This window comes from Streptomyces sp. NPDC045678, assembly GCF_056432085.1.
Window position 1 is genome coordinate 540,059 of the sequence record NZ_JBWKJS010000001.1, and the last position, 21,504, is coordinate 561,562.

The 21,504-nt window shown below is 72.0% G+C and carries 19 protein-coding genes and 2 tRNA genes; 17 read left to right on the forward strand and 4 right to left on the reverse strand.

Annotated elements, in window-relative coordinates; all coding sequences use genetic code 11:
• Positions 1-44: 44 nt before the first annotated feature.
• Entirely contained in the window at positions 45-659 is a 615-nt protein-coding gene (locus AC07DO_RS02310; protein ID WP_479056418.1) for an SCO2584 family spore wall biosynthesis protein, read from the forward strand.
• An 80-nt stretch (positions 660-739) separates the two neighbouring features.
• Positions 740-1,846: an SCO2583 family membrane protein gene (locus AC07DO_RS02315; protein WP_479056419.1), complete on the forward strand. Its 1,107-nt coding sequence runs from the start codon at positions 740-742 to the stop codon at positions 1,844-1,846.
• A 33-nt stretch (positions 1,847-1,879) separates the two neighbouring features.
• Here AC07DO_RS02315 and AC07DO_RS02320 read toward each other — a convergent pair whose 3' ends face one another.
• Positions 1,880-2,962 (reverse strand): M48 family metallopeptidase, encoded by a 1,083-nt coding sequence (locus AC07DO_RS02320; RefSeq protein WP_479056421.1) that lies wholly within the window; start codon positions 2,960-2,962, stop codon positions 1,880-1,882.
• Positions 2,963-3,061: 99 nt separating this feature from the next.
• Here AC07DO_RS02320 and AC07DO_RS02325 point away from each other — a divergent pair, with 99 nt between their 5' ends.
• The 9 genes from AC07DO_RS02325 to AC07DO_RS02365 all read left to right on the forward strand — a co-directional run bounded on the left by AC07DO_RS02325 (position 3,062) and on the right by AC07DO_RS02365 (position 7,956).
• Positions 3,062-3,322: a hypothetical protein gene (locus AC07DO_RS02325; protein ID WP_479057553.1), complete on the forward strand. Its 261-nt coding sequence runs from the start codon at positions 3,062-3,064 to the stop codon at positions 3,320-3,322.
• An 86-nt stretch (positions 3,323-3,408) separates the two neighbouring features.
• The gene (locus tag AC07DO_RS02330; protein ID WP_150184080.1) at positions 3,409-3,573 is read left to right on the forward strand and encodes a hypothetical protein; all 165 of its coding nucleotides are present in this window, start codon (positions 3,409-3,411) and stop codon (positions 3,571-3,573) included.
• Between the two features lie 38 nt (positions 3,574-3,611).
• The gene (gene nadD / locus AC07DO_RS02335; RefSeq protein WP_268771192.1) at positions 3,612-4,250 is read left to right on the forward strand and encodes a nicotinate-nucleotide adenylyltransferase; all 639 of its coding nucleotides are present in this window, start codon (positions 3,612-3,614) and stop codon (positions 4,248-4,250) included.
• Between the two features lie 16 nt (positions 4,251-4,266).
• Positions 4,267-6,027, forward strand: coding sequence for an LCP family protein (locus AC07DO_RS02340; RefSeq protein ID WP_479056424.1), 1,761 nt, complete (start codon positions 4,267-4,269; stop codon positions 6,025-6,027).
• Positions 6,028-6,149: 122 nt separating this feature from the next.
• Positions 6,150-6,593, forward strand: a complete 444-nt coding sequence (gene rsfS, locus AC07DO_RS02345; protein WP_361177693.1) for a ribosome silencing factor — start codon at positions 6,150-6,152, stop codon at positions 6,591-6,593.
• Positions 6,590-7,231 carry a histidine phosphatase family protein gene (locus tag AC07DO_RS02350; RefSeq protein ID WP_479056425.1) on the forward strand — a complete coding sequence of 214 codons (642 nt, stop codon included), beginning with the start codon at positions 6,590-6,592 and terminating at the stop codon, positions 7,229-7,231. The genes rsfS and AC07DO_RS02350 overlap by 4 nt, the downstream gene beginning before the upstream one ends.
• Positions 7,232-7,324: 93 nt before the next feature.
• Positions 7,325-7,397, forward strand: a tRNA-Ala gene (locus AC07DO_RS02355).
• Positions 7,398-7,536: 139 nt separating this feature from the next.
• A complete protein-coding gene (locus AC07DO_RS02360) occupies positions 7,537-7,719 on the forward strand; it encodes an IS1 family transposase (protein ID WP_150184076.1) in 183 nt (60 codons plus the stop codon).
• Positions 7,720-7,722: 3 nt separating this feature from the next.
• The gene (locus AC07DO_RS02365) at positions 7,723-7,956 is read left to right on the forward strand and encodes a hypothetical protein (protein ID WP_023588762.1); all 234 of its coding nucleotides are present in this window, start codon (positions 7,723-7,725) and stop codon (positions 7,954-7,956) included.
• Here the strand turns inward: AC07DO_RS02365 and AC07DO_RS02370 are convergent.
• Positions 7,925-9,139, reverse strand: coding sequence for a glycosyltransferase 87 family protein (locus AC07DO_RS02370; RefSeq protein ID WP_479056428.1), 1,215 nt, complete (start codon positions 9,137-9,139; stop codon positions 7,925-7,927). The genes AC07DO_RS02365 and AC07DO_RS02370 overlap by 32 nt on opposite strands.
• 121 nt (positions 9,140-9,260) lie before the next feature.
• Here AC07DO_RS02370 and AC07DO_RS02375 point away from each other — a divergent pair.
• Positions 9,261-9,333: transfer RNA gene (locus AC07DO_RS02375), tRNA-Ala, on the forward strand.
• A gap of 65 nt (positions 9,334-9,398) precedes the next feature.
• Here the strand turns inward: AC07DO_RS02375 and AC07DO_RS02380 are convergent.
• Both AC07DO_RS02380 and AC07DO_RS02385 read right to left on the reverse strand, forming a co-directional pair.
• The gene (locus tag AC07DO_RS02380) at positions 9,399-10,991 is read right to left on the reverse strand and encodes an NADH-ubiquinone oxidoreductase-F iron-sulfur binding region domain-containing protein (RefSeq protein ID WP_479056429.1); all 1,593 of its coding nucleotides are present in this window, start codon (positions 10,989-10,991) and stop codon (positions 9,399-9,401) included.
• Positions 10,988-12,094, reverse strand: a complete 1,107-nt coding sequence (locus tag AC07DO_RS02385; protein WP_479056430.1) for a ferric reductase-like transmembrane domain-containing protein — start codon at positions 12,092-12,094, stop codon at positions 10,988-10,990. Before AC07DO_RS02385 ends, AC07DO_RS02380 begins: the two co-directional genes overlap by 4 nt.
• Positions 12,095-12,513: 419 nt before the next feature.
• Here AC07DO_RS02385 and leuS point away from each other — a divergent pair, with 419 nt between their 5' ends.
• The 5 genes from leuS (at position 12,514) to AC07DO_RS02410 (ending at position 21,367) form a co-directional block, all read left to right on the forward strand.
• Positions 12,514-15,414 (forward strand): leucine--tRNA ligase, encoded by a 2,901-nt coding sequence (gene leuS, locus AC07DO_RS02390; protein ID WP_479056432.1) that lies wholly within the window; start codon positions 12,514-12,516, stop codon positions 15,412-15,414.
• A gap of 167 nt (positions 15,415-15,581) precedes the next feature.
• The gene (locus tag AC07DO_RS02395) at positions 15,582-16,334 is read left to right on the forward strand and encodes a hypothetical protein (protein WP_479056434.1); all 753 of its coding nucleotides are present in this window, start codon (positions 15,582-15,584) and stop codon (positions 16,332-16,334) included.
• Between the two features lie 78 nt (positions 16,335-16,412).
• Complete coding sequence (locus tag AC07DO_RS02400; RefSeq protein ID WP_479056436.1) at positions 16,413-17,258, forward strand: DegV family protein; 846 nt, start codon at positions 16,413-16,415, stop codon at positions 17,256-17,258.
• 111 nt (positions 17,259-17,369) lie between these two features.
• Entirely contained in the window at positions 17,370-18,575 is a 1,206-nt protein-coding gene (locus AC07DO_RS02405; RefSeq protein ID WP_479056438.1) for a ComEA family DNA-binding protein, read from the forward strand.
• On the forward strand, positions 18,572-21,367 hold the full coding sequence (locus AC07DO_RS02410) for a ComEC/Rec2 family competence protein (protein WP_479056440.1): 2,796 nt from the start codon (positions 18,572-18,574) through the stop codon (positions 21,365-21,367). Before AC07DO_RS02405 ends, AC07DO_RS02410 begins: the two co-directional genes overlap by 4 nt.
• Positions 21,368-21,504 lie beyond the last annotated feature (137 nt).

A 21,504-nucleotide genomic window follows, 5' to 3' on the forward strand; every position in this document is an offset into this window, starting at 1 on the left:
CTGCGCCCTGCCCAAATTGACCCTTCCAGGTCTAGGCTGGAGGGGTGCCGGAGGACGTGGGGGGCACGCCGTCGTTCCCTGACGGCTGGGAGCCCGACGACGACCACGACCGCGGGGGTGCGGACGAAGAGTTCGCCTCCGTGGTCTTCGACGAGGACTTCGTGCGGGCCGCGGAGATCCATGAACCGACCGCCGTGGAGCGGCTGTTGGCCGCTGCCGAGGCGCGCGCCGAGGCCTCCGAGGCGGAGGCCCGCCGGGCGCGCACCCGCGGCCGGGGCCACGACGCGGTGGACGACGAGCTCTACGAAGACGGTTTCGGCCCCGACGACAGCACCGGGTTCGGCCGCGACGACGACCTCGACGACGCCTACGAACGCGACTCCCCGGAGGGGCGGTACGGCCGCCCGGGCCGCCACCCCGGCCAGGTCCGCTGGCATCGCCCCATAGCCTGGATGCTCGCCCTCCTGATGGGCATCGGCATGGTCGCCCTCGCCTTCACCGCCGTCTACCGAGGGGCCTCGTCGGGCGGCCAGGGTCAGGTGCCCGCGCCCGCCTCCACCGAGGTCGGGCAGAGCGCCGACAGTGAAACGTCGCCCAGCCCCTCCGTCTCCGCCGAATTCAGCCAGTCCGCGGTGCCCGCGACGCCACGTACGCCCTGAGGCGCACACCGTGGCGAGTTGTCGGAACTTGTCGCGTACCAGGGCGTTTACCTGACGGCCCGGAGACCTACCCTGAAGGTATGGGCGGGCCAGGAGATCCACCCGCGGGGACACCCGAGGGCGCTGCCGGCGGTGGCGAGGACGAGTACCGGTCGGTGGTCTTCGACGAGTCGTTCGTGCGGGCTGCCCGGCTCCAGGAGTTCTCCGCGCAGGAGCGCATGGGCGACCACACGCGCGCCGTGCGCCGTCGCCCGGGGCTCCACCGGACGCTCTCCCGGCAGCTGTTGATACTCGTGGTGCTGGTCGCCGTCGCCTTCGGCACCGCGATCTACATGGGCCTGCGCAGCCCGTACCAGTCTCCGGCCGTCAAGCGTCCCGAACCCCTGCGCATGACGGTGACGCCTCTCGCCCCGGCCGGCCGCGTGCCCGGCTCGAAGAGCGTCTCGAACCTGTACGCGCACAGCCCCGCTGCCGAGTTCCGCGTGGGCGCGGGCGGCATCAACCTCCCGCCCGCGCGCCGCACTTCGCACTTCTCGGACAGCCAGGTCATGGGGGCGCTCGTCACCGCCAAGGACTACCTGGTCGAGTCCGCACTCGACCCGGATGTGCTCGCGGGCGGCTCCCCGCGCGACGTACGCCTCCTGATCGACCCGCAGCAGTACACCCAGTTCGACCGGAGCTTCGCCCGCCCGGCGGCCGACGGGCGGCACGCGGCGACGGGCTGGCTCGTGCGGTTCGACCCGGCGCGGACCGCGCTCGCCGACCACCGGGTCAGGACCGACGGCACGCTGCGGATCGTCGAGACCGACAAGAACACGCTGGAGATCACCTCGGACCACACGTTCGTGTACGCGCTGCGAGAGGCCGACCGCGGGGGCGCGCGGCACGCCAAGGGCGCCGACGACGAACGGGCGCGGGCGTCGCTGTTCACCGTCCGCCGCGAGCTGCACTTCCGCTTCGACCGCGACGACCTGCGGATGCACCGCGCCGAGGTGGTCGCCTCCGTCACGCAGGCCGGCCCCCTCGCCTGCGCCGCCGAGTCGGCGAACCACCTGCGGCCGCTGCTCGCCGGGCAGAAGGCGAAGACGGGCGGTCCTGCCGGCACGGACCCGTACGCGACCGGGGGCGCGACGCCGCTGTGCGGGTCTCTCGCGGCGTCGGCCCAGCCTTCGCTCTCCGCGTCCTGAGCGGGCGTTCTGCGCCGGTGTACGGCTGCGCGTTTACGGCTGCTTGTCCTCGGGGGCGCCGTCGGTGCCGCTCTGGCCCGTGAACCTGCCGCGGAGCTTGCCGCCGAGGTCGCCCGCGCCGCCCGCGAGGTCGTTGACCAGCTTCATCAGCGGGTCCTTGCTGTTGCGCACGTTGTCGGCGTACGACGACGCCGACTGCCGGAAGGAGTCGGAGACCGAGGTGTCCTTGTCCTCGTCGCGGCGGGGGTAGTGGCCGTCCATGATCCGCTGGAAGTCGCGGGACTCGGCCCACTTCTTCAGCTCGGCGGCGCGGACCGTGGCGAAGGGGTGCGTGCGCGGCAGGACGTTGAGGATCTTCAGAACGGAGTCGCGCAGGTCGCCCCCGGCCTCGTACTCCTCGGCCTGCTCCAGGAACGCGTCCACGTTCATCTCGTGCAGGTGGTTGCCGCCCGCGAGCTTCATCAGGCCGCGCATCGAGGCCTTCAGGTCCTGTCCGACCAGCAGGCCCGCCCGGTCCGCCGACAGCTCGGACTTGCGGAACCACTCGCGCAGCCCCGTCACGATCGCCATGATCGCGACGTTGCCGAGCGGGATCCACGCGACCTTCAGGGCGAGATTCGTGAGGAACAGCAGGATCGTGCGGTAGACGGAGTGACCGGAGAGGGCGTGGCCCACCTCGTGGCCGACGACCGCCCGCATCTCCTCCTCGTCGAGCAGCTCGACCAGGCCCGTCGTCACGACGATGATCGGCTCGTCCAGCCCGATGCACATCGCGTTCGGATTCGGGTCCTGGTTCACGTACATCGGCGGGACCTTCTCCAGGTCCAGGATGTAACAGGCGTCCCGCAGCATGGTGTTGAGGTGCGCGAACTGCGCGTCGGACACGCGCACGGAGTCCGACAGGAACAGGAGCCTCAGGCTCCGCTCGGGGAGCAGGCCGCTGAGGGCCTTGAAGACCGTGTCGAAGCCGCTGAGCTTGCGCAGGGCGACCAGGGCCGAGCGGTCCGCCGGATGCTCGTAGGCGCGCGACGAGATGCCCGGGAAGCGCCTGCGCTGCCGGCTCGGCACCTGCTCGTGGCCCTCGCCGCCCCCGCCGTGGTGGTTGTCGTCGGTCATGCCGCATCCCCCATGTCTCGTCCTCTCGTGCCCCCGAGGTGGGGCCAAGCCTAGGCGGAGATACCGTGACAGGGCAGCACACAGAAGGAGTCTTCCGTCATGGAGCACAACCCTGGGGCCGACTGGCTCACGGAGGCGGCCAAGGCCGCGGAGCAGCAGGGACCGGGCAATCTGCTGCGGATCGTGCTGATCGTCATGGTCGTCGGATGCGTACTGGTCGGCTGGTTCCTGTTGCGGGGCTACCGACAGGGGGCCGGGGGCGCGGGCGCCGACAAGAACACCTCCGAAAACGTCGGCAAGGGCGCCTCCGAGGGCGCCTCCGAAGACGTCGACAAGGGCGCCGACCACCGCAACGGCTGAGTCGGCGTAAGGCGGAACGGGCCTCCCGCTTACGATGGGCCGGAAGTCTTTATGTCCATCCCACCTCCGGATAGGTCCTGCCTGAGATGAGCCTCCACAGCAACGCCGCCCAGCTGGTCACTCTCGCCTCCGAGGGCGGCGAGCACGGCGGCAACCACGAAAGCCTCAGCCCTCTCCTCACCGGCGGAGGCGCGTTCGTCGTCCTCCTGCTGCTCCTGTGGATCACCACCCGCTTCAACCGGGACCGCTGAAACAGAGCCCGTCCGCCGGGCCGGTAGGGTCTGCACGCATGGGAGAGCAGGACATGCCTACCGGTCCGGAGACCGGTCCGGTGAGCAACGGCAAGCGCCGCCTGGGCGTCATGGGCGGAACGTTTGATCCGATCCACCACGGACACCTCGTGGCGGCCAGTGAGGTCGCCGCGCAATTCCACCTCGACGAGGTGGTGTTCGTGCCGACCGGCCAGCCGTGGCAGAAGAGCGACAAGCAGGTCTCGCCCGCCGAGGACCGCTATCTGATGACGGTCATCGCGACCGCGGAGAACCCGCAGTTCTCGGTCAGCCGCATCGATCTCGACCGCGGCGGGGCCACGTACACCACGGACACGCTGCGCGATCTGCGTGCCCTCAACCCCGACACGGACCTCTTCTTCATCACGGGCGCCGACGCCCTCGGCCAGATCCTCACCTGGCGGGACACGGAAGAGCTGTTCTCCCTCGCGCACTTCATCGGGGTCACCCGGCCCGGCCACACGCTGGCCGACCCCGGGCTGCCCAAGGGCGGTGTCTCCCTGGTGGAGGTTCCCGCCCTTGCCATCTCGTCCACGGACTGCCGCGCGCGCGTCGCCAAGGGCGATCCGGTCTGGTACCTGGTGCCCGACGGTGTGGTGCGTTATATCGACAAGCGTGAGCTGTACCGCGGCGAATGAGCCGAGAGGGGCACCGGTGAACGACCGACAGTACGACCCTTATGCGGGCAGTGACCCGTATGCGGGCGAGTACGCGGGTGAGTACGCGGCCGACCAGTACCAGGTCGTCGGGTACGACGAGTACGGGCGGCCGGTGTACCAGCAGGTTCCGCAGGCCCAGCAGGCCCAGCAGGCCCAGCAGGCCCAGCAGGCCCAGCAGGCCCAGCAGGCCCAGCAGGTCCAGCAGCCGCAGGTGCCCCAGCAGTCCCAGCAGCCCCAGGGGTACGGGTACGACCCGTACGCGGGCGGGCAGCAGGGGTATGACGTGTACGGCGGGACCGGCACCTCGTACGACACCACTGGCGCCCCCTACGGGACGGCCCCGGCCCAGGACACCGCCTGGATCCCACAGCAGCAGCAACAGCAACAGCAGCCTCAGGCACAGCCGCAACAGCAGCCTCAGCGGTCTGTGCCGGAGCCCGAGCCCGCGCCTGCGCCGACGCCCGCGCCCACGCAGCGTCGCGAGCAGCCCGGCGAGTACAAGACCGAGCAGTTCTCGTTCATCGAGGAGCCGGACGAGGAATCCGAAGACGTCATCGACTGGCTGAAGTTCACCGAGAGCCGCACCGAGCGGCGCGAGGAGGCCAAGCGGCGCGGGCGTTCCCGGGTCGTCGCGCTCGTCGTGGTCCTCGCCCTGGTGATCGCGGGCGGCGTCGGCTACCTCTGGTTCGCGGGCAAGCTCCCGGGCGGGTCCGGCGACGACGGCGGTGCGGCCGCCGCGTCAGGACCGCAGAAGCGCGACGTGATCGTCCTGCACCTGCACAACACCAAGGGCGGCGGCACCTCGACCGCGCTCCTGGTGAACAACGCCACCACGGAGCGGGGCGCCACCGTCCTGCTGCCCAACACCCTCGCCGTGTCGGACGACGACGGCACGCCGACGACGCTCGGCAAGTCCGTCGACGACGACGGCTCGACCGGCACCCGCGACGCGATCGACACGGTGCTCGGCACCCAGGTCGAGGGCACCTGGCGGCTTGACACCCCGTACCTGGAGAACCTCGTCGAGCTCGTCGGCAACATCGACATCGACACGAACGCCGACGTGCCCGACCCCAAGGCCAAGAACGGCGAGGCCCCCCTGGTCAAGAAGGGCGAGCAGCAGACCCTCAGCGGCCGGATGGCCGTCGCCTACGCCACCTACCGCGCGTCCGGCGAGCAGGAGACCGACCAGCTCCAGCGCTTCGGAGCGGTCATGCAGGGCGTTCTGCGCAAGCTGTCGTCGGACCCGCAGGCGGCCACGACCACCGTGCAGTCGCTCGCCCAGATCCTCGACCCGTCGCTGGAGGACAAGGACCTCGGCGCGTTCCTCGCCAAGCTCGCCGACCGCGCGAAGGGCGGCGACTACAAGTCGACGCTGCTGCCGGTGGGGCAGGGCGGCACGCTGACCGACGGCGCCGGGGAGGCCGTGGTCAAGGACGTGCTCGGCGGCGCCGTGAAGAGTCCGGAGAAGGACGCGGCCGTGCGGGTCGGCGTGAAGAACGCCTCCGGGAAGAAGGGCGCGGCCCAGGACGCCCGGGTCTCCCTGGTCAACGGCGGCTACACCTTCATCGACGGCGGCGCGGGCTCGGCGGCCCAGCCCGCCTCGCAGGTCACCTACGCCGACGCGGACAAGAAGGAGCAGGCCACCGAGGTAGCCAAGACCCTCGGCCTGCCGGCGAGCGCGGTCGGCAAGGGCAGGACGACAGCCAACGCCGACGTCTCCGTAGTGCTCGGACAGGACTACAGGACCAGGTGAGAGCGGTCGGCGCGGGCCGTGCCGGACGGCCCGCGCCGGAGCGGTGACGTAATCGTCTGGGGCGCTGTCGGCGGTCCGTGAGACCCTTGGGGTGTATCCACCAGCCGAAGGAAAGCTCACTAGTGACCGCCACGGACCGCTCCACCGAGCTCATCACCGTCGCCGCCCAGGCGGCTGCCGACAAGCTCGCGCACGACATCATCGCGTACGACGTCAGCGACGTGCTGTCGATCACGGACGCCTTCCTGCTCGCCTCCGCACCCAACGACCGCCAGGTCAAGTCGATCGTCGACGAGATCGAGGAGCAGCTGAACAAGCAGCTCGGCGCCAAGCCGGTCCGCCGTGAGGGCGACCGCGACGCCCGCTGGATCCTCCTCGACTACGTGGACATCGTGGTGCACGTCCAGCACAGCGAGGAGCGTGTCTTCTACGCGCTCGAGCGCCTCTGGAAGGACTGCCCCGAGATCGACCTGCCCGAGGACGCCAAGGCGACCCGCGGCAAGGGCGCCGAGCACGCCGAGCAGCGGGCCGCGGAGGAGGCCGACCTGGACGGTGAGCTGCGGTGACCCACCGCGGCCCGCGGCTCATCCTGTGGCGGCACGGTCAGACGGCGTGGAACCTGGAGCGCCGCTTCCAGGGCTCCACGGACATCGAGCTGACCGAGACGGGCGTCGCCCAGGCCAAGCGCGCCGCCCGGCTGCTCGCCTCCCTGAAGCCGGACGCCATCGTCGCCTCCGACCTCAAGCGTGCCGCGGCCACGGCGGGTGAGCTCGCCGCGATCACCGGCCTCCCCGTCACGCACGAGGAGGCGCTCCGCGAGACGTACGCGGGCGAGTGGCAGGGCCTGACGCACGACGAGATCATCGCCCGCTTCGGCGACCAGTACGCCGCGTGGAAGCGCGGCGAGGCGGTGCGCCGCGGCGGCGGCGAGCTGGAGACCGAGGTGGCCGACCGAGCCGCCCCGGTCGTCCTGCGCCATGCCGAGAAGCTGCCCGAGGACGGCACGCTCGTGGTGGTCAGCCACGGCGGCACGATCCGTACGACGATCGGCCGTCTCCTCGGCCTGGAACCCCACCACTGGGAGGGGCTCGGCGGCCTCACCAACTGCTGCTGGTCGGTCCTCGGCCGCGGCGCGCGGGGCTGGCGCCTGCTGGAGCACAACGCCGGCACGCTGCCGGAACCGGTGCTCGGCGACGACGACTGAGCCCCCCGGTGGGCGCCCGGACCCGGATTTCACATTCCGGCTGGTCGCAGGCTAAAGTTCTTCTTGTTCGCCCGCCGAGCGGGAAGAACGCAAGGGGCTATAGCTCAGTTGGTAGAGCGCCTGCATGGCATGCAGGAGGTCAGGAGTTCAATTCTCCTTAGCTCCACAGTCCCGGAAATCCCGTCCCCTTCAGGGGACGGGATTTTTCTGTGTGTTCCGCCACGGCCTGTTCCCCCCGGGTCGCGCAGACCGTGGCAGAATCGGACGGCCGGAAGGGGACGCAGCCCGACGGGAGGGAGAGAGCGATGCCTGCGAGCATCTTCGGAGAGGTCGACCACCCCTCCGAAGCGGCGGCGGTACGAGAACGGTCCGCGCTCCGCACGCTCCTCGACTGCCCTTCCTGCGGCTCGTCCCACGTCGCCCAAGTACTCGGTGACAACGGCGGGGTCTCGTACGTGTGCACCGCCTGCGGCCACAGCTGGAGCTGATCGATGGGTGCACACCGGCGGAAATGCGATTGGTGCGGCAGTGGTACGCCGATCGTCCGCGACATGGAACCGGTCAACCCGGAGTACCAGTACTGGTGCGAGGAATGCGCGCGGGCGCTGATCATAAAAGGCGACCCCATCGAGACGTACCGCGAGCTCGAGGGGGAGCCGATCTACGGCCGGCTCCTCGACGAGCACTGCACCCTCAAGCGGTTCTACTCGTTCGCCACCGCGTGACGGCGGCCCACAAGAACGCGAAAGCGGTCACTACGTAGAGGGCGGACAGCGTCATCTGGCCATAGTTCTGGTCGAGTTCGAGCCGCCCCACTCCATGGGGCACCCACCACAGGGCGTACGAGCAGAAGACCAGGCACACGCCTCCGACCGCCGCCCACCGCGCCCGACCGCCCCTTCGCTCTGCCTCCGCCCGCAGGAGCAGCACCATCGGCACGCACCACACCCAGTGGTGTGACCACGACACCGGACTCACCAGAAGCGCCGTCGCGGCGCAGGAGAGCACCGCCCAGGCCCGCTCCCCGCGCAGCGCGGCGGCCACCGCCACCGCGAGGCCCAGCGCGCCGGTCACGGCGGCTGTCAGGGCCCAGAGGGCGCCGGGCTCCCCGGTGTGCATGAGTCGCGCCAGGACGCCGCGCAGCGACTGGTTCGCGGTGTCCTCCGCAAACCCGACACGGCCCGCCTCGAAGACCATCCGGGTCCAGAACCGCCACGAGTCGTACGGCAGGACGGCGGCCGCGAGGAGCGTCGCCCCGGCGAACGACACGGCCGCCACGCACGCGTGCCGCACGGCCGGCCGCCACGGTCCGCGCCGCGCGGCTTCGGCGGCCCCGGTGAGCAGCAGGAGGACCGCGAAGAGCGCGGGCGTGAGCTTGATGGCCGCCGCGACGCCGATGCCCACGCCCGCCCAGCCGTGTCCGGGGCGCCGCGACAGGTCCCACAGGACGAGGACGGCGAGCAGCAGATTGATCTGCCCGTAGCGCAGCGTCGTCCACACCGGCTCGCACCACACGACGAGGGCGGACGTCCACAGAACGCCCTCCACGCGCGCGTGCCGTCCGCCGTGGACCAGCCGTAGGGACAGGTGCGCGAAGACGATCAGGAGCGCCAGGTTGCCCAGCGTCGCGAGGGTGCGCATGACCGCCGTGTCCAGCAGGGTCAGCGGTGTGAAGAGCAACGCGGCGAACGGCGGGTAAGTGGTGGGCAGATGGGCCTCGGTGGTGCGCAGCGCGTAGAGGTCACCGCCCGCGCGCACGGTCTCGCCCTCGGCCCGGTAGACCATCAGGTCGATCATCGAGACGTCGGCGGCCCGCTGGGCCAGCCAGAAGGCCGCGAAGGAGAGCAGGCAGGCCCCGGCGGCCAGTGGCACACGGCGGCGGGCAACGGGGAGCGCGAGCACGGTCACGAAGGCTGACAGTACCGCCCGTATCACCCCAGACCGGACCAGACCGGAAACGATTTGGTGGAGCACGGGTATGACCGTGTAATGTTGGCGGAGCCGCCGGGGAAACCGGGCGGACAGGCAAGGGGCTATAGCTCAGTTGGTAGAGCGCCTGCATGGCATGCAGGAGGTCAGGAGTTCAATTCTCCTTAGCTCCACAGGATATGAGCGGGCCACCCGGATCGGGTGGCCCGCTCTTTCGTGTCGTGAGCGCTGCCGTGTCCTACTGCCTTCCGCTGCCCAGTGCGCGGCGGCCGCGGCCCGGCGGGAGCGCGGTCGGCAGCGTCGTGCGGGACGGGGGTGCCTCCTTCGATGCCTCCTCGATGCGCAGGGCGAGCGCGGGGCAGCGCCGCACGGCGCGGGTGGCACGCGCTTCGGAGTAACGCGGTACGGACGCTTCCGCTACCGCCGGGAAGCCGTCGGGGCCCAGCTGGATCAGCTCCGGGACGATGTCCGCGCAGAGACCGTGACCCTGGCAGAGCGTCCAGTCGACGGCCAGCGTGCGCCCACTGGGGGCCTCTGCCGGCGGTGTGTCCTCCTGGAGGGGGAGGACGCCCTCGACGGGACGACCGCATCCGCCGCCCAGGACGTGCGCGGCGAGGTCGTCGGTGAACGCCGAGATCGACGACTCCAGGAAGGCCGCCGAGCCGTCCGGATGCTTGCACGCGCCGCGCCGCTTCACGGCCCGTGTCACCTCGCGCAGCGCTTCGAGCGCGGTCGGTCCGCCGCCCTGTAACACGTCGGCGAGGCCACGGGCCGCCGCGGGCAGGCCGAGGTAGCAGGGGCCGCACTGCCCGCTGCTCTCGGCGGCCAGCCAGTGCGCCACCCGCAACGCCTCTCCCAGGGGACAGGTGCCCTCACCGATCGGCAGGATCGCGCCCGCGCCGAGCGCGCCGCCGCACGCGTCCAGGGAGGCGCGGGACACGACGGCGTCGTGTGCCGTCATCCCGTCGAGCCACCTGCCGTGATAGCCGCCCGTCAGCACGCCCTGGGGGAGCGCGGGGGCGCCGGCCAGCTGAAGGACGTACTGGAGAGGCACTCCGGTGGGGACCTCGACGACCATCGGCCGGGCGACCGCTCCGGAGAGGGTCAGCAGGACGGTGCCGGGTTCGTCGCGCAGGCCGGTGCGGCAGTAGCGGTCGGCGCCGGTCCTGGCGGCGACGGCGAGCTGGGCGAAGGTCTCCGCGTTGGAGAGCAGGGTGGGGGCGCCGCCCACTCCGGAGTCGGACGTCCGTACTTTGCGGCCCGGTGGCAGCGGGGGGCCGCCGTCCGCCGAGCGGACGAGGGCGGACGACTCTCCGGTGACCATGCGCACCGGGTTGCGCTGCACACGCGCGCGGAGGGCCGATCCGCGGCGGTTGCCGAGGCCGCGCTCGGCCAGCGCCGTGCGCATCGACGCCTCGGTCGAGTCGCGGGTCACGCCGACGACCAGGGTGCGCGCCCCGATGGCCTCGGCGGCGAGGAGGGCGCCGTCGAGGATGAGGTGCGGCGCGCGGTTGATCAGGACGGTGTCCTTGCGGCAGGCGGGCTCGTCCTCGCTGCCGTTGACGACGACCACGGGGCGTATGCCGCGACGGATCGCCGCGTCGGCGACGGACCGCAGCTTCCGGGCGAAGGGGAAGCCCGCGCCGCCGCGGCCCCGCAGGCCGATGTGTTCGGCGAGGCGGGCGAGCGGTTCGCCGGCCATCGGCTCCAGCGGGCCGTGCACCTTCAGGTGCATGGAGAGGTCGAGGCGTTCGACGAGGTCGAAGCCCGAGGTGAGCAGGGGCAGGCCGACGACGCGGACTTCGGGGACGTCGGGGATCGAGGCGTTCACGGGTGGCCTCCGGTGGCGGCGTTCCAGGGCTCGCCCGTGCTGGGGGCCTGAAAGGGCCTGTGCAGCGGTTCGGTGGCGGGGCCGCTGTCGTACGCGGGGTCGAGGGGAGCGTCGTACGAGGGGTCGTAGACGGGCTGGGGCGCGGTGTCGTACGTCGGCTGGGGCGCGACGTAGGGGGACTCGGCGGGTGGTGGCGGGCAGGGCGCGGGCCAGCGGCCCGTGGGCTCGGCGCGGGGTGGCGGGACGGTGGGGTGTGGCGGGGGTGCGGTGACGGTCAGGGCGCGATAGGCCGCGGAGATGCCCACCACGGGGTCCGTCGCGGGGGCCGGGGCGTTCGTGCCGGGCAGCGGCACGGAGAGGGTGTCCCGCGCGGGAGCCTCCTCCCGGTGCGGGGTGGCGCGTTCCGGTTCGAGCAGGGCGAGGACGTGGGCGGCGACCTTCCGTTTGACCGGGCGTGGTGCCGCGCGGAGGGCGACCGCTCCGGCGACCGCGACCAGGCACAGGGCGTACAGCGTGATCACCCACGTCTTGGGCTCGCGGCCCGCGTACAGGCCGTGGATCAGCGCCGAACACCAGGCGGGGTAGGCGAGCATGTGCATCGCCCGCCAGCGCGACGCGATCCGGGCGGGGGAGGCGAAGGCGCTGCGGAGGGCGCCGGTGACGGCCGTGGTGACCATCAGGAGGCCCGCGAGCGAGCCGAGCCCGATGAGCCCGGCGCTGCCCGTGACGCCGAGTCCGAAGGGCATCAGGGCGCCGAACAGCGACACGTGGTCGAGCGCGACCTTGACGGTGCTGTGCAGCAGCAGGAAGCCGACGGAGGCGATCGCGGTGGCGCGGTGCACGGCCTGGGCGAGCAGGCGCTGGCGCGAGTGCAGGAACAGACGGTCGGTGGCCACCAGGCCCCAGACCACGGCGCAGGTCAGCGAGACCAGGGAGAGGACGCCCGCGGTGAAGTCGATGGCGGCCCGCAGGGTGTCACCGCCGGCGAAGACGAGCAGGGGTATCAGGAGCAGTGCGCCGACGCCCAGGGCCCGTGGAGCGGGCGAGCGGGCCGCGGAACGCGGGAGGGAACGGCTCTTGCGGTGCGGGTGCAGAGGGTTCATGGGGGCGGCTCCGAGATGGTTCGGTCCCGCCGCATGCTAAGTCGCTCCATACCGGTGGGTACGGGGTTTGAGTTATTGCGCTGTTATCAAAGTGCGACACGATCTTGTTGTTGCCCCGATAGTGGGCGGTACGCGGAGTAACCCTTGGCCAACGCCTGTCGGTGGCGGCGGTACGGCGCCTTGCCGCGGCGCCCGGCCGGTCCGGCGCGGAAGCTCGTCGCGGGCCGCGGGAGGGCTGCGGTACCCTGACGCCATGCGTGCCGTACGCCTTCTGCTTAGCGGGCCGCGCTGATCAGTCCCGACCGCCGGTGAATCGCGGTCGGAATCGGCGCGGCGTCCCCTCCTGTGCGAGGGGCATTTTTGTTTGACCAGCACGGTCAATTCCGCAGGCAGAGACGATCGATGGAGCTTTGAGGATCATGAGCGAGACGAATTCTGCTGCCGCCTCCGAGGTGGCCGCGCCGCACCGCTATACGGCCGCTCTGGCCGCGGACATCGAGGCACGCTGGCAGGACTTCTGGGACGCCGACGGCACCTACGAGGCGCCGAACCCGAGCGGCGACATGGCCGCGCGGGACGAGGCCGAGGCCGCGCTGGTCGCCAAGCCCAAGAAGTTCATCATGGACATGTTCCCGTACCCGTCCGGGGCGGGCCTGCACGTCGGCCACCCCCTGGGGTACATCGCCACGGACGTCTTCGCGCGTTTCCAGCGCATGACCGGTCACAACGTCCTGCACACCCTGGGCTTCGACGCCTTCGGCCTGCCCGCCGAGCAGTACGCGGTGCAGACGGGCACCCACCCGCGGGTCTCCACCGAGGCCAACATCGAGAACATGAAGTCCCAGCTGCGCGCGCTGGGCCTGGGTCACGACAAGCGGCGCTCGTTCGCGACGATCGACCCCGAGTACTACAAGTGGACCCAGTGGATCTTCGTCCAGATCTTCAACTCCTGGTACGACGCCGACGCCGCCAAGGCCCGCCCGATCGCCGACCTGGTCGCCCAGTTCGAGAGCGGTGAGCGTGCCGTACCGGACTCCACGCGCGTGTGGAGCGAGCTGGACGCCGTCGAGCGCGCCGAGGTGCTGAGCCAGTACCGCCTGGCCTACGCCTCCGACGCGCCCGTCAACTGGTGCCCCGGCCTGGGCACTGTCCTGGCCAACGAGGAGGTCACCGCCGACGGCCGCTCCGAGCGCGGCAACTTCCCCGTCTTCAAGGCCAAGCTGCGCCAGTGGAACATGCGCATCACCGCGTACGCCGACCGCCTGCTGGACGACCTGGACGCGCTGGACTGGCCCGAGGCCATCAAGCTGCAGCAGCGCAATTGGATCGGCCGCTCCGAAGGCGCCCGTGTGAGCTTCCCCGTGGGCATCGAGGGCGACGCGATCACCGTCTTCACCACCCGCCAGGACACCCTGTTCGGCGCGACCTACATGGTCCTGGCGCCCGAGCACGACCTGGTCGACAAGGTCATCCCGGACGCCTGGCCCGAGGGCACCCACGAGACGTGGACCGGCGGGCACGCCACCCCGGCCGAGGCCGTCGCCAAGTACCGCGCGTTCGCCGCCGCCAAGTCCGATGTCGAGCGCCAGGCCGACGCCAAGGAGAAGACCGGCGTCTTCACCGGCGTCTACGCCACCAACCCGGTCAGCGGCGAGCAGGTCCCGGTCTTCATCGCCGACTACGTACTGATGGGCTACGGCACCGGCGCGATCATGGCCGTCCCGGCGCACGACAGCCGCGACTTCGCCTTCGCGCGCGCCTTCAATCTGCCGATGCGCTGCGTGGTGGAGCCGTCGGACGACCGTGGGACCGACCCGAGGACGTGGGACGAGGCCTTCTCCTCGTACGAGGCGAAGCTGATCAACTCCGCGAACCAGGAGATCTCCCTCGACGGCATGGACGTCACGGGCGCCAAGGCCCGCATCACCGGCTGGCTGGCCACCCGCGGCATCGGCGAGGGCACCGTCAACTTCCGGCTGCGCGACTGGCTGTTCAGCCGCCAGCGCTACTGGGGCGAGCCCTTCCCGATCGTCTACGACGAGGACGGCGTCGCCCACGCGCTGCCCGAGTCGATGCTGCCCCTGGAGCTGCCGGAGGTCGACGACTACTCCCCGCGCACCTTCGACCCGGACGACGCGAACACCTCTCCGGAGACGCCGCTCTCCCGCAACGAGGACTGGGTCAACGTCACCCTGGACCTGGGCGACGGCCCGCGGACCTACCGCCGCGAGACCAACACCATGCCCAACTGGGCGGGTTCGTGCTGGTACGAGCTGCGCTACCTGGACCCGCGCAACGACCAGCAGCTGGTCGACCCGGCCGTCGAGCAGTACTGGATGGGCCCGCGCGAGGGCCAGCCGACCGGCGGCGTCGACCTGTACGTGGGCGGCGCCGAGCACGCGGTGCTGCACCTGCTGTACGCGCGCTTCTGGTCGAAGGTCCTGTTCGACCTGGGCCACATCTCGTCGGCGGAGCCGTTCCACAAGCTGTACAACCAGGGCATGATCCAGGCGTACGTCTACCGGGACAGCCGCGGCTTCCCGGTGCCGGCCACCGAGGTCGAGGAGCGCGACGGCAAGTTCTTCTTCGAGGGCGAGCCGGTCAAGCGCGAGCTGGGCAAGATGGGCAAGTCCCTGAAGAACGCCGTCACGCCGGACGAGATCTGCGACGAGTACGGCGCGGACACGCTGCGCCTGTACGAGATGGCGATGGGCCCCCTGGACGTGTCACGTCCCTGGGACACGCGTGCGGTCGTCGGCCAGTACCGCCTGCTGCAGCGGCTGTGGCGTCTGATCGTCGACGAGTCGACCGGTGAGGTCACCGTCGCCGACGTCGCAGAGGCGGACATCGACGAGTCCACCCTGCGCGCCCTGCACAAGGCCATCGACGGTGTGCGCCAGGACCTGGACGGCATGCGGTTCAACACCGCGATCGCCAAGATCACCGAGCTGAACAACCACTTGACCAAGGTGGGCGGCGCGGTTCCGAGGTCCGTCGCGGAGCGCCTGGTGCTGCTGATCGCGCCGCTGGCCCCGCACATCGCCGAGGAGCTGTGGCGCAAGCTGGGCCACACCGACTCCGTGGTCCACCGGGACTTCCCGGTCGCCGACCCGGCGTACGTCGTGGACGAGTCCGTGACCTGCGTCGTGCAGATCAAGGGCAAGGTCAAGGCGCGCCTGGAGGTCTCCCCGTCCATCTCCGACGCCGAGCTGGAGAAGGTGGCGCTGGCCGACGAGAAGGTCGTGGCGGCGCTGGACGGCGCGGGGATCCGCAAGGTGATCGTGCGGGCGCCGAAGCTGGTGAACATCGTTCCTGCGTGATCGTTCGCGTGGAGCGGTAGTGGAGCGGTATAGGGGTCTTCCCTTACGGGCAGGTTGGGGGTTCCGTTGGAACCTCCGACCTGCCTTCTCCGTTTACGGTGGAAGAGGCCGATGGAGCGGATCGGGCGGACCGCGGGCCACGCGGGCCGGATGCGGAGAGGAGCGTCATGGAAGCCGTGGGCGCGATCGTGGCGCTGCTTGTGGTGCTGTTCCTGGTGCTGGGTGTGTACGTGACCGTGAAGGCGGTCCGTGCGGCCAAGCGCGGGGTCGACCGCACCATCATGGAGGCCCGCCGGACGGTCGAGGACACCACGCTGCGGGCGAGGAGCTTCGCGCAGGCCGGCAGCGCCGGTGAACTGGCGCAGCTGCGTCTCGCGTTGCGCACGTCCATGCGTGCCACGCAGGACGTCCTCCAGGCGGGCGCCCCCGAGGACGCCTCGCTGAAGGAGACCCTCCAGCTGTTCGACCGGCTCAGCGTCCACGGACACGAGCTGGACGACGAGCTCCGGCGCCTTGAGCGGGACCCGGACAAGGCGGCTCTGGCCGAGCGGCTTCCCGGCCTGCGGGAGCGCACGGAGCAGATCAAGAAGGCCGCCGACTCCCTGCGGTGGTCGGCGCGCGACCGGGCCCGCCGGTTCGCCGACGACGATCTGGACTCGCTGAGCACCCAGATCGACATGGAGGCGGGCGCCCTGCGGCACTGGACGACGGAGCCGGCGCCCGAACGGGCCCCGGCCGCCTGGCCCGAGCCCGCGTCGGCAGAGGGCAAGACCGCCGAGCAGACCGAACAGACCTGGTCCGAGCCGTCCGCACAGGCCCGTCCGGCAGCCCAGGAGCCGACGCGGCCCGCGATCACCCCGCCCAGCGCGCGGGTGACGTATCCGTGGGAGAAGAAGGCCAAGCCCGAGAGCACGACCTGATCTGCCCCGGCGCCGGAGCACCGGGGCGGGGAGGGCCCGGGCTGCCACCCGACGGCCCAGACAGGTAACCTCCAGCTCATGTCCCGCCATGTCGCGATCGTCACGGATTCAACGGCCTACCTGCCGCAGGAGACGATGGAGCGGCACAGCATCACCGCGGTGCCCCTGACCGTGGTCCTGGGAGACCAGGCCCTGGAGGAGGGCACCGAGATCTCGGCCCGCTCCCTCGCCCTGGCCCTGCAGAAACGCAAGTCGGTGACCACGTCCCGGCCCAGCCCTCAAGTCTTCGCGGACACCTATCGCAGGATCGCCGAGGCAGGCGCGACCGACATCGTCTCGCTCCACCTGTCCGCCGAGTTCTCCGGTACGTACGACGCCGCGGTCCTCTCCGCGATGGACGCGCCGGTGCCGGTGCGGGTGGTGGACACCGGCATGGTGGCGATGGCGCTCGGCTTCTGCGCCCTCGCGGCGGCGCAGGCAGCGGAGGCGGGCGACTCGGCGGAGGAGGCGGTGGTCGCCGCGGAGAAGCGGGCCGCGGGCACCTCCGCGTTCTTCTATGTCGACACCCTCGACTACCTCCGCAGGGGCGGCCGCATCGGCGCGGCACAGGCGCTCTTCGGCTCCGCGCTCGCCGTCAAGCCGCTGCTGAAGCTGGACGGCGGCCGCATCGACATGCTGGAGAAGGTACGGACGGCGTCGAAGGCGATCGCCCGGCTCGAGGAGATCGTGGTCGAGCGCGCCGGTTCCGGCCGGGTCGACATCGCGGTGCACCACCTGGCGGCCCCGGACCGGGCGTCGACGCTCGCCGAGAGGCTGCGGGAGCGGGTGCCCGACCTCGGTGAACTGCACGTGAGCGAGGTCGGAGCGGTGATCGGGGCGCACACGGGGCCGGGGTTGCTGGGGGCTGTGGTCTCGCCTCGGTGAGGTCAGGTTGAGTCCCACGTGTGGGTGACGGAGTTATCCACAACTGCCGGGTAATCCACGGGAATTGACCAAGATCAACAAGTTGTGGTGGCGGTGCGTAGCGTCGTCGGCATGACGATTCGATCAGTTCCCCGGACAGTTTCTGCGACGAGCGGGCCCGGCCGTGGCCCTGCGTCCGATGGGCGCGCGACGGACGGGCGCGCCTCCGACGGGCGTGCGCTCGACGGCCGCGCCGGTAGTCGGCACGCTCGCGGGCGGGCCCGGCGCCGACGTGCGTCGGGGGAGGCGGTCAGGCGGCGGGCGGAGAGCTTGTTCGCGGACCCGCAGCCACCACCTTGGCCTGCGGCACCTTTGCCGTCGCCGTCGCCGTCGCCCACGCCCGCGTCATTGCCATCGCCGAGGCTGGAGGTGGCGGGTCCGGACGCCGCGTTGGTGGGCGGGAATGGGGAGACCGAGGAAGAGGCACCGGTAGGGGGAGGGGGCGCGGGACTTGTCTCGGATGACGCGGAGGGCGCGCGGGCGGATTCCTCGCGGAAGGAGCGGTTGGGGCTTGCCGTGCGGGAGCGCCTGCCGATGTGGGTGCAGGCGCGGTGCGGTCTCGAACGACGAGCCGTGGTGGCGCTCGTCCTGATCCTCGGGGTCGCCGCGGTTTTCGCCGCCCAGCACTTCTGGACGGGCCGGGCCCAGCCCGTGCGGCCGCCGGACGTGGTGCGTGAGGCGGGTGCCATCGCCGAGCGGGGTGCGGAGCCGGCTCCGTCGCCGGGGTCTGCGGCGCAGGCGGGGCGGACGGCGGCGGGGGCGGAAGGCGGCGGCGCCGCGGGCGTGATCGTGGTGGACGTCAGCGGGAAGGTCCGTAGGCCGGGCGTCCATCGGTTGCCCGCCGGATCCCGGGTGGCGGACGCGCTGCGGGCCGCCGGCGGGGTCAGGCCGGGCACGAAGACGGGGGACCTCAACCGCGCGCGATTCCTGGTGGACGGCGAACAGGTCGTGGTGGGCGGGGCGCAGACGGCGGACGGTGCGAGTGGGGCCGGGGTGGGGGCCGGGTCGGCAGGACCGGGTGCCACGGGATCGGGTGCTGCGGGGCAGGGCGCTGCGGGGTCGGGTGGCGCCGGGCCGGGAGCCGCCGGTCCCATCGGTCTGAACACGGCGACCCCGGAACAGCTCGACGAACTCCCCGGCGTCGGACCCGTGTTGGCGCAGCACATCCTCGACTACCGCACGCAGCACGGCGGATTCCGCTCGGTCGAGGAACTCCGTGAGGTCAACGGCATCGGCGATCGGCGCTTCGCCGATCTCCAAGGTCTCGTACGGCCATGACGCGCGCGGCAGTTCACCTGGCGTCGGGCCACCGTCTCGGCGCCTCGCATCCCCGCCAGGAGGGCCCGGCGGACCTGCGGCTGGTGCCGCCCGCGCTGGCGGCCTGGGGATCCGCGGCCCTGATGCTGGACGCCCCACCGCGCTGGGCGATCGCCACGGTGGTGGCCGCCGTGCTGGCGGCCGGAGTCCTGTTGGTGACGTGGACGGCTCGCGGGGCCGCAGAGGGCGGTCATCCGGGGACCGGGCCAAGGAGACCGAGACGGTGGGGACGTTTCACAGTCGCCGCGGTTCTGCTCTGCGCCGCGGGGGCGGCGGCGTCGGCGGCGCTGCACGGGGCGGATCTGCGGCGTGGCCCGGTTCCCTCTCTGGCAGGTGAATACGCGCAGGTGGAGGCGGAGTTGCGGGTCACGTCCGACCCGCGCCGCACCCGCCCCCGTGTCGCGAGCGCGCACACGATGCCGCCGGCCGTGCTCCTGGACGCGGAAGTCCTCCGTGTCACGCAGAGGGACGGCACGTCGACCGAGACCCGCACGCCGGTTCTGGTGGTGGTGCGAACGGAGGGCGACGGGGCCGCCGTGCGAGCGGAGGGTGATGGGGCCGCCCTGCGAGCGGAGGGCGACCGGGCTGCCCTGCGAGCGGAGGGCGACGGGGCTTTCCCGCGAGCGGAAGGTGATGGGGCCGCCGTGCGAGCGGAGGGCGATGGGGCCGCCGTGCGAGCGGAGGGCGATGGGGCCGCCGTGCGAGCGGAGGGCGACCGGGCTGCCCTGCGAGCGGAGGGCGACGGCCCCGCCTCCCATCACGACTCGGCCCACCCCACCACCCCTTCCTGGACGGGCCTCCTTCCGTCGACGCGGGTGCGGGTGCAGGGGCGGCTGGCGCCGCCGATGTCGGACGGGGGCCGCGTTGCCGCCGTGCTGCGGGTGGACGGGGAGCGGGCGCCGCGAACCGTGGGGGCGCCTTCCGGGGCGCAGAGGGTTGCCGGGGAACTGCGGGGCGGCTTGCGGGAGGCCACGCGCGGGCTGCCGGCCGATGCCCGGGCGCTGCTGCCGGGGCTTGTCGTCGGGGACACCTCGCGGGTGCCCGCCGAGTTGGACCAGGCGTTCCGGGCGACCGACCTCACGCATCTGCTCGCCGTGAGCGGGGCGAACCTGACGATCGTGCTCGTCCTGCTCATCGGACCACCGGGCCTCGCCCAGCGGGCCGAGCGGCGGGGACTCGCCCCCAGGCTGGGGATTCCGCTGCGCACGACCGCGGTGCTCGGTGGGGCGCTGACCATCGGGTTCGTCATCGTCTGCCGACCGGACCCGAGCGTGTTGCGGGCCGCGGCCTGCGGGCTGATCGCGTTGCTCGCCATCGTCACGGGACGGCGCAGGTCACTCGTTCCCGCGCTGGCGACGGCGGTGCTGGTGCTGGTGCTGTACGACCCGTGGCTGGCCCGGAGTCACGGCTTTCTGCTCTCCGTCCTGGCCACGGGCGCCCTGCTGACCCTCGCGCCGCGCTGGGGTGAGGCGTTGCGCGGCAAAGGGGTGCCGGCGCGGTTGGCCGACGCGTTGGCCGCCGCGGCCGCGGCCCAGGCGGTCTGCGCGCCGGTGGTCGCCGTCCTCGCGGCTCGGGTGAGTCTGGTCGCGGTGCCGTGCAATCTCCTCGCCGAGTTCGCCGTCGCGCCTGCCACGGTGCTCGGGTTCGCGGCGCTGGCGGTGGCGCCGGTCGCGATGCCCGTTGCCAAGGTGCTGGCGTGGGGTGCGAGTTGGCCCGTGGAGTGGATCGCGGGTATCGCTCGCACGGGGGCGGCGTTGCCGGGGAACGGGGTCGACTGGCCGGGTGGCTGGCACGGGGGACTCGTGCTCGCGGGCATCACCGTGGTCCTCGTCCTGGTGGGACGCAGGATCGTGCGGCATCCGTGGCTGGTCGTCGCCTGTGCCGCACTGTTCTTCCTGGTGGTCGTCCAGCCTCCCCCCGTCACGCGGGTGATCGCGGGCTGGCCGCCGCCCGGATGGCGCCTGACGATGTGCGACGTCGGGCAGGGGGACGCGACGGTGCTCGCGGCCGGGGACGGCTCGGGGGTGGTGGTCGACGCGGGGCCCGACCCACTGGCGGCGGACCGTTGCCTGCGCTCGCTCGGAATCAGACAGGTGCCGCTCGTCCTGCTCACGCACTTTCACGCGGACCACGTCGCGGGGCTGCCGGGGGTGCTGCGAGGGCGCGAGGTGGGGGAGATCCAGACGACGGGGTTCGGGGAGCCGCCGGAGCAGGTCGACTTCGTGCGGGAGCAGGCGGCAGCCGCGCGGGTTCCGGTGGTGTCGGCCGTGGCGGGGGAGCGGCGCAGGGCGGGCCCCCTGGACTGGCAGGTGCTGTGGCCTCCGGCGGGGCCGGTGCCGAGACCCGAGGGGCCGAACGACGCGAGCGTCACTCTGCTGGTACGGACGGGTGGGCTGAGGGTGCTGCTTCTCGGCGACCTGGAGCCGCCCGCGCAGAGGGCCCTGCTGCGGAGCCCGGCCGCGGCATCGCTCGGTTCCGTGGACGTGATGAAAGTCGCCCACCACGGCTCGGCTCACCAGGAGCCCGAGCTCCTGCGCAGGGCGGCGCCCCGGCTGGCACTGATCTCGTGCGGCGCCGACAACTCGTACGGGCACCCGTCACCCCTCACCCTGGCGGCGCTGCGGGCCGGGGGAGCGCAGGTGCTGCGCACGGACACGGACGGAGCGGTCGCGGTGATGGGGACGACGGGAGGGGGAGCGGGGGCCGGATCCCGGGCGGCACCCGGGCTCGAAGTGGTCACGCGCCCGCCGTGAGCGTTGGCCGCGGACTGCCGTGAGCGCCCCTTGCCGGGCCACGCCACCCGCCGACCGAGTCTCACCGTCACCTCCCTCGCGGCCATTTCGGGCCAGTCGCGACACTTCACGGCGCATCGGCAGCATTCCCGTGATCT

What these genes read in the sequence shown, in the direction of transcription:
- AC07DO_RS02400 (WP_479056436.1), top strand. Translation starts at nt 16,413, where the DNA reads ATGTCCCGCCATGTCGCGATCGTCACGGATTCAACGGCCTACCTGCCG.
- AC07DO_RS02320 (WP_479056421.1), bottom strand. Translation starts at nt 2,962, where the DNA reads ATGACCGACGACAACCACCACGGCGGGGGCGGCGAGGGCCACGAGCAG.
- AC07DO_RS02395 (WP_479056434.1), top strand. Translation starts at nt 15,582, where the DNA reads ATGGAAGCCGTGGGCGCGATCGTGGCGCTGCTTGTGGTGCTGTTCCTG.
- AC07DO_RS02360 (WP_150184076.1), top strand. Translation starts at nt 7,537, where the DNA reads ATGCCTGCGAGCATCTTCGGAGAGGTCGACCACCCCTCCGAAGCGGCG.
- AC07DO_RS02410 (WP_479056440.1), top strand. Translation starts at nt 18,572, where the DNA reads ATGACGCGCGCGGCAGTTCACCTGGCGTCGGGCCACCGTCTCGGCGCC.
- AC07DO_RS02330 (WP_150184080.1), top strand. Translation starts at nt 3,409, where the DNA reads ATGAGCCTCCACAGCAACGCCGCCCAGCTGGTCACTCTCGCCTCCGAG.
- AC07DO_RS02385 (WP_479056430.1), bottom strand. Translation starts at nt 12,094, where the DNA reads ATGAACCCTCTGCACCCGCACCGCAAGAGCCGTTCCCTCCCGCGTTCC.
- AC07DO_RS02325 (WP_479057553.1), top strand. Translation starts at nt 3,062, where the DNA reads ATGGAGCACAACCCTGGGGCCGACTGGCTCACGGAGGCGGCCAAGGCC.
- leuS (WP_479056432.1), top strand. Translation starts at nt 12,514, where the DNA reads ATGAGCGAGACGAATTCTGCTGCCGCCTCCGAGGTGGCCGCGCCGCAC.
- AC07DO_RS02315 (WP_479056419.1), top strand. Translation starts at nt 740, where the DNA reads ATGGGCGGGCCAGGAGATCCACCCGCGGGGACACCCGAGGGCGCTGCC.
- AC07DO_RS02365 (WP_023588762.1), top strand. Translation starts at nt 7,723, where the DNA reads ATGGGTGCACACCGGCGGAAATGCGATTGGTGCGGCAGTGGTACGCCG.
- AC07DO_RS02405 (WP_479056438.1), top strand. Translation starts at nt 17,370, where the DNA reads ATGACGATTCGATCAGTTCCCCGGACAGTTTCTGCGACGAGCGGGCCC.
- nadD (WP_268771192.1), top strand. Translation starts at nt 3,612, where the DNA reads ATGGGAGAGCAGGACATGCCTACCGGTCCGGAGACCGGTCCGGTGAGC.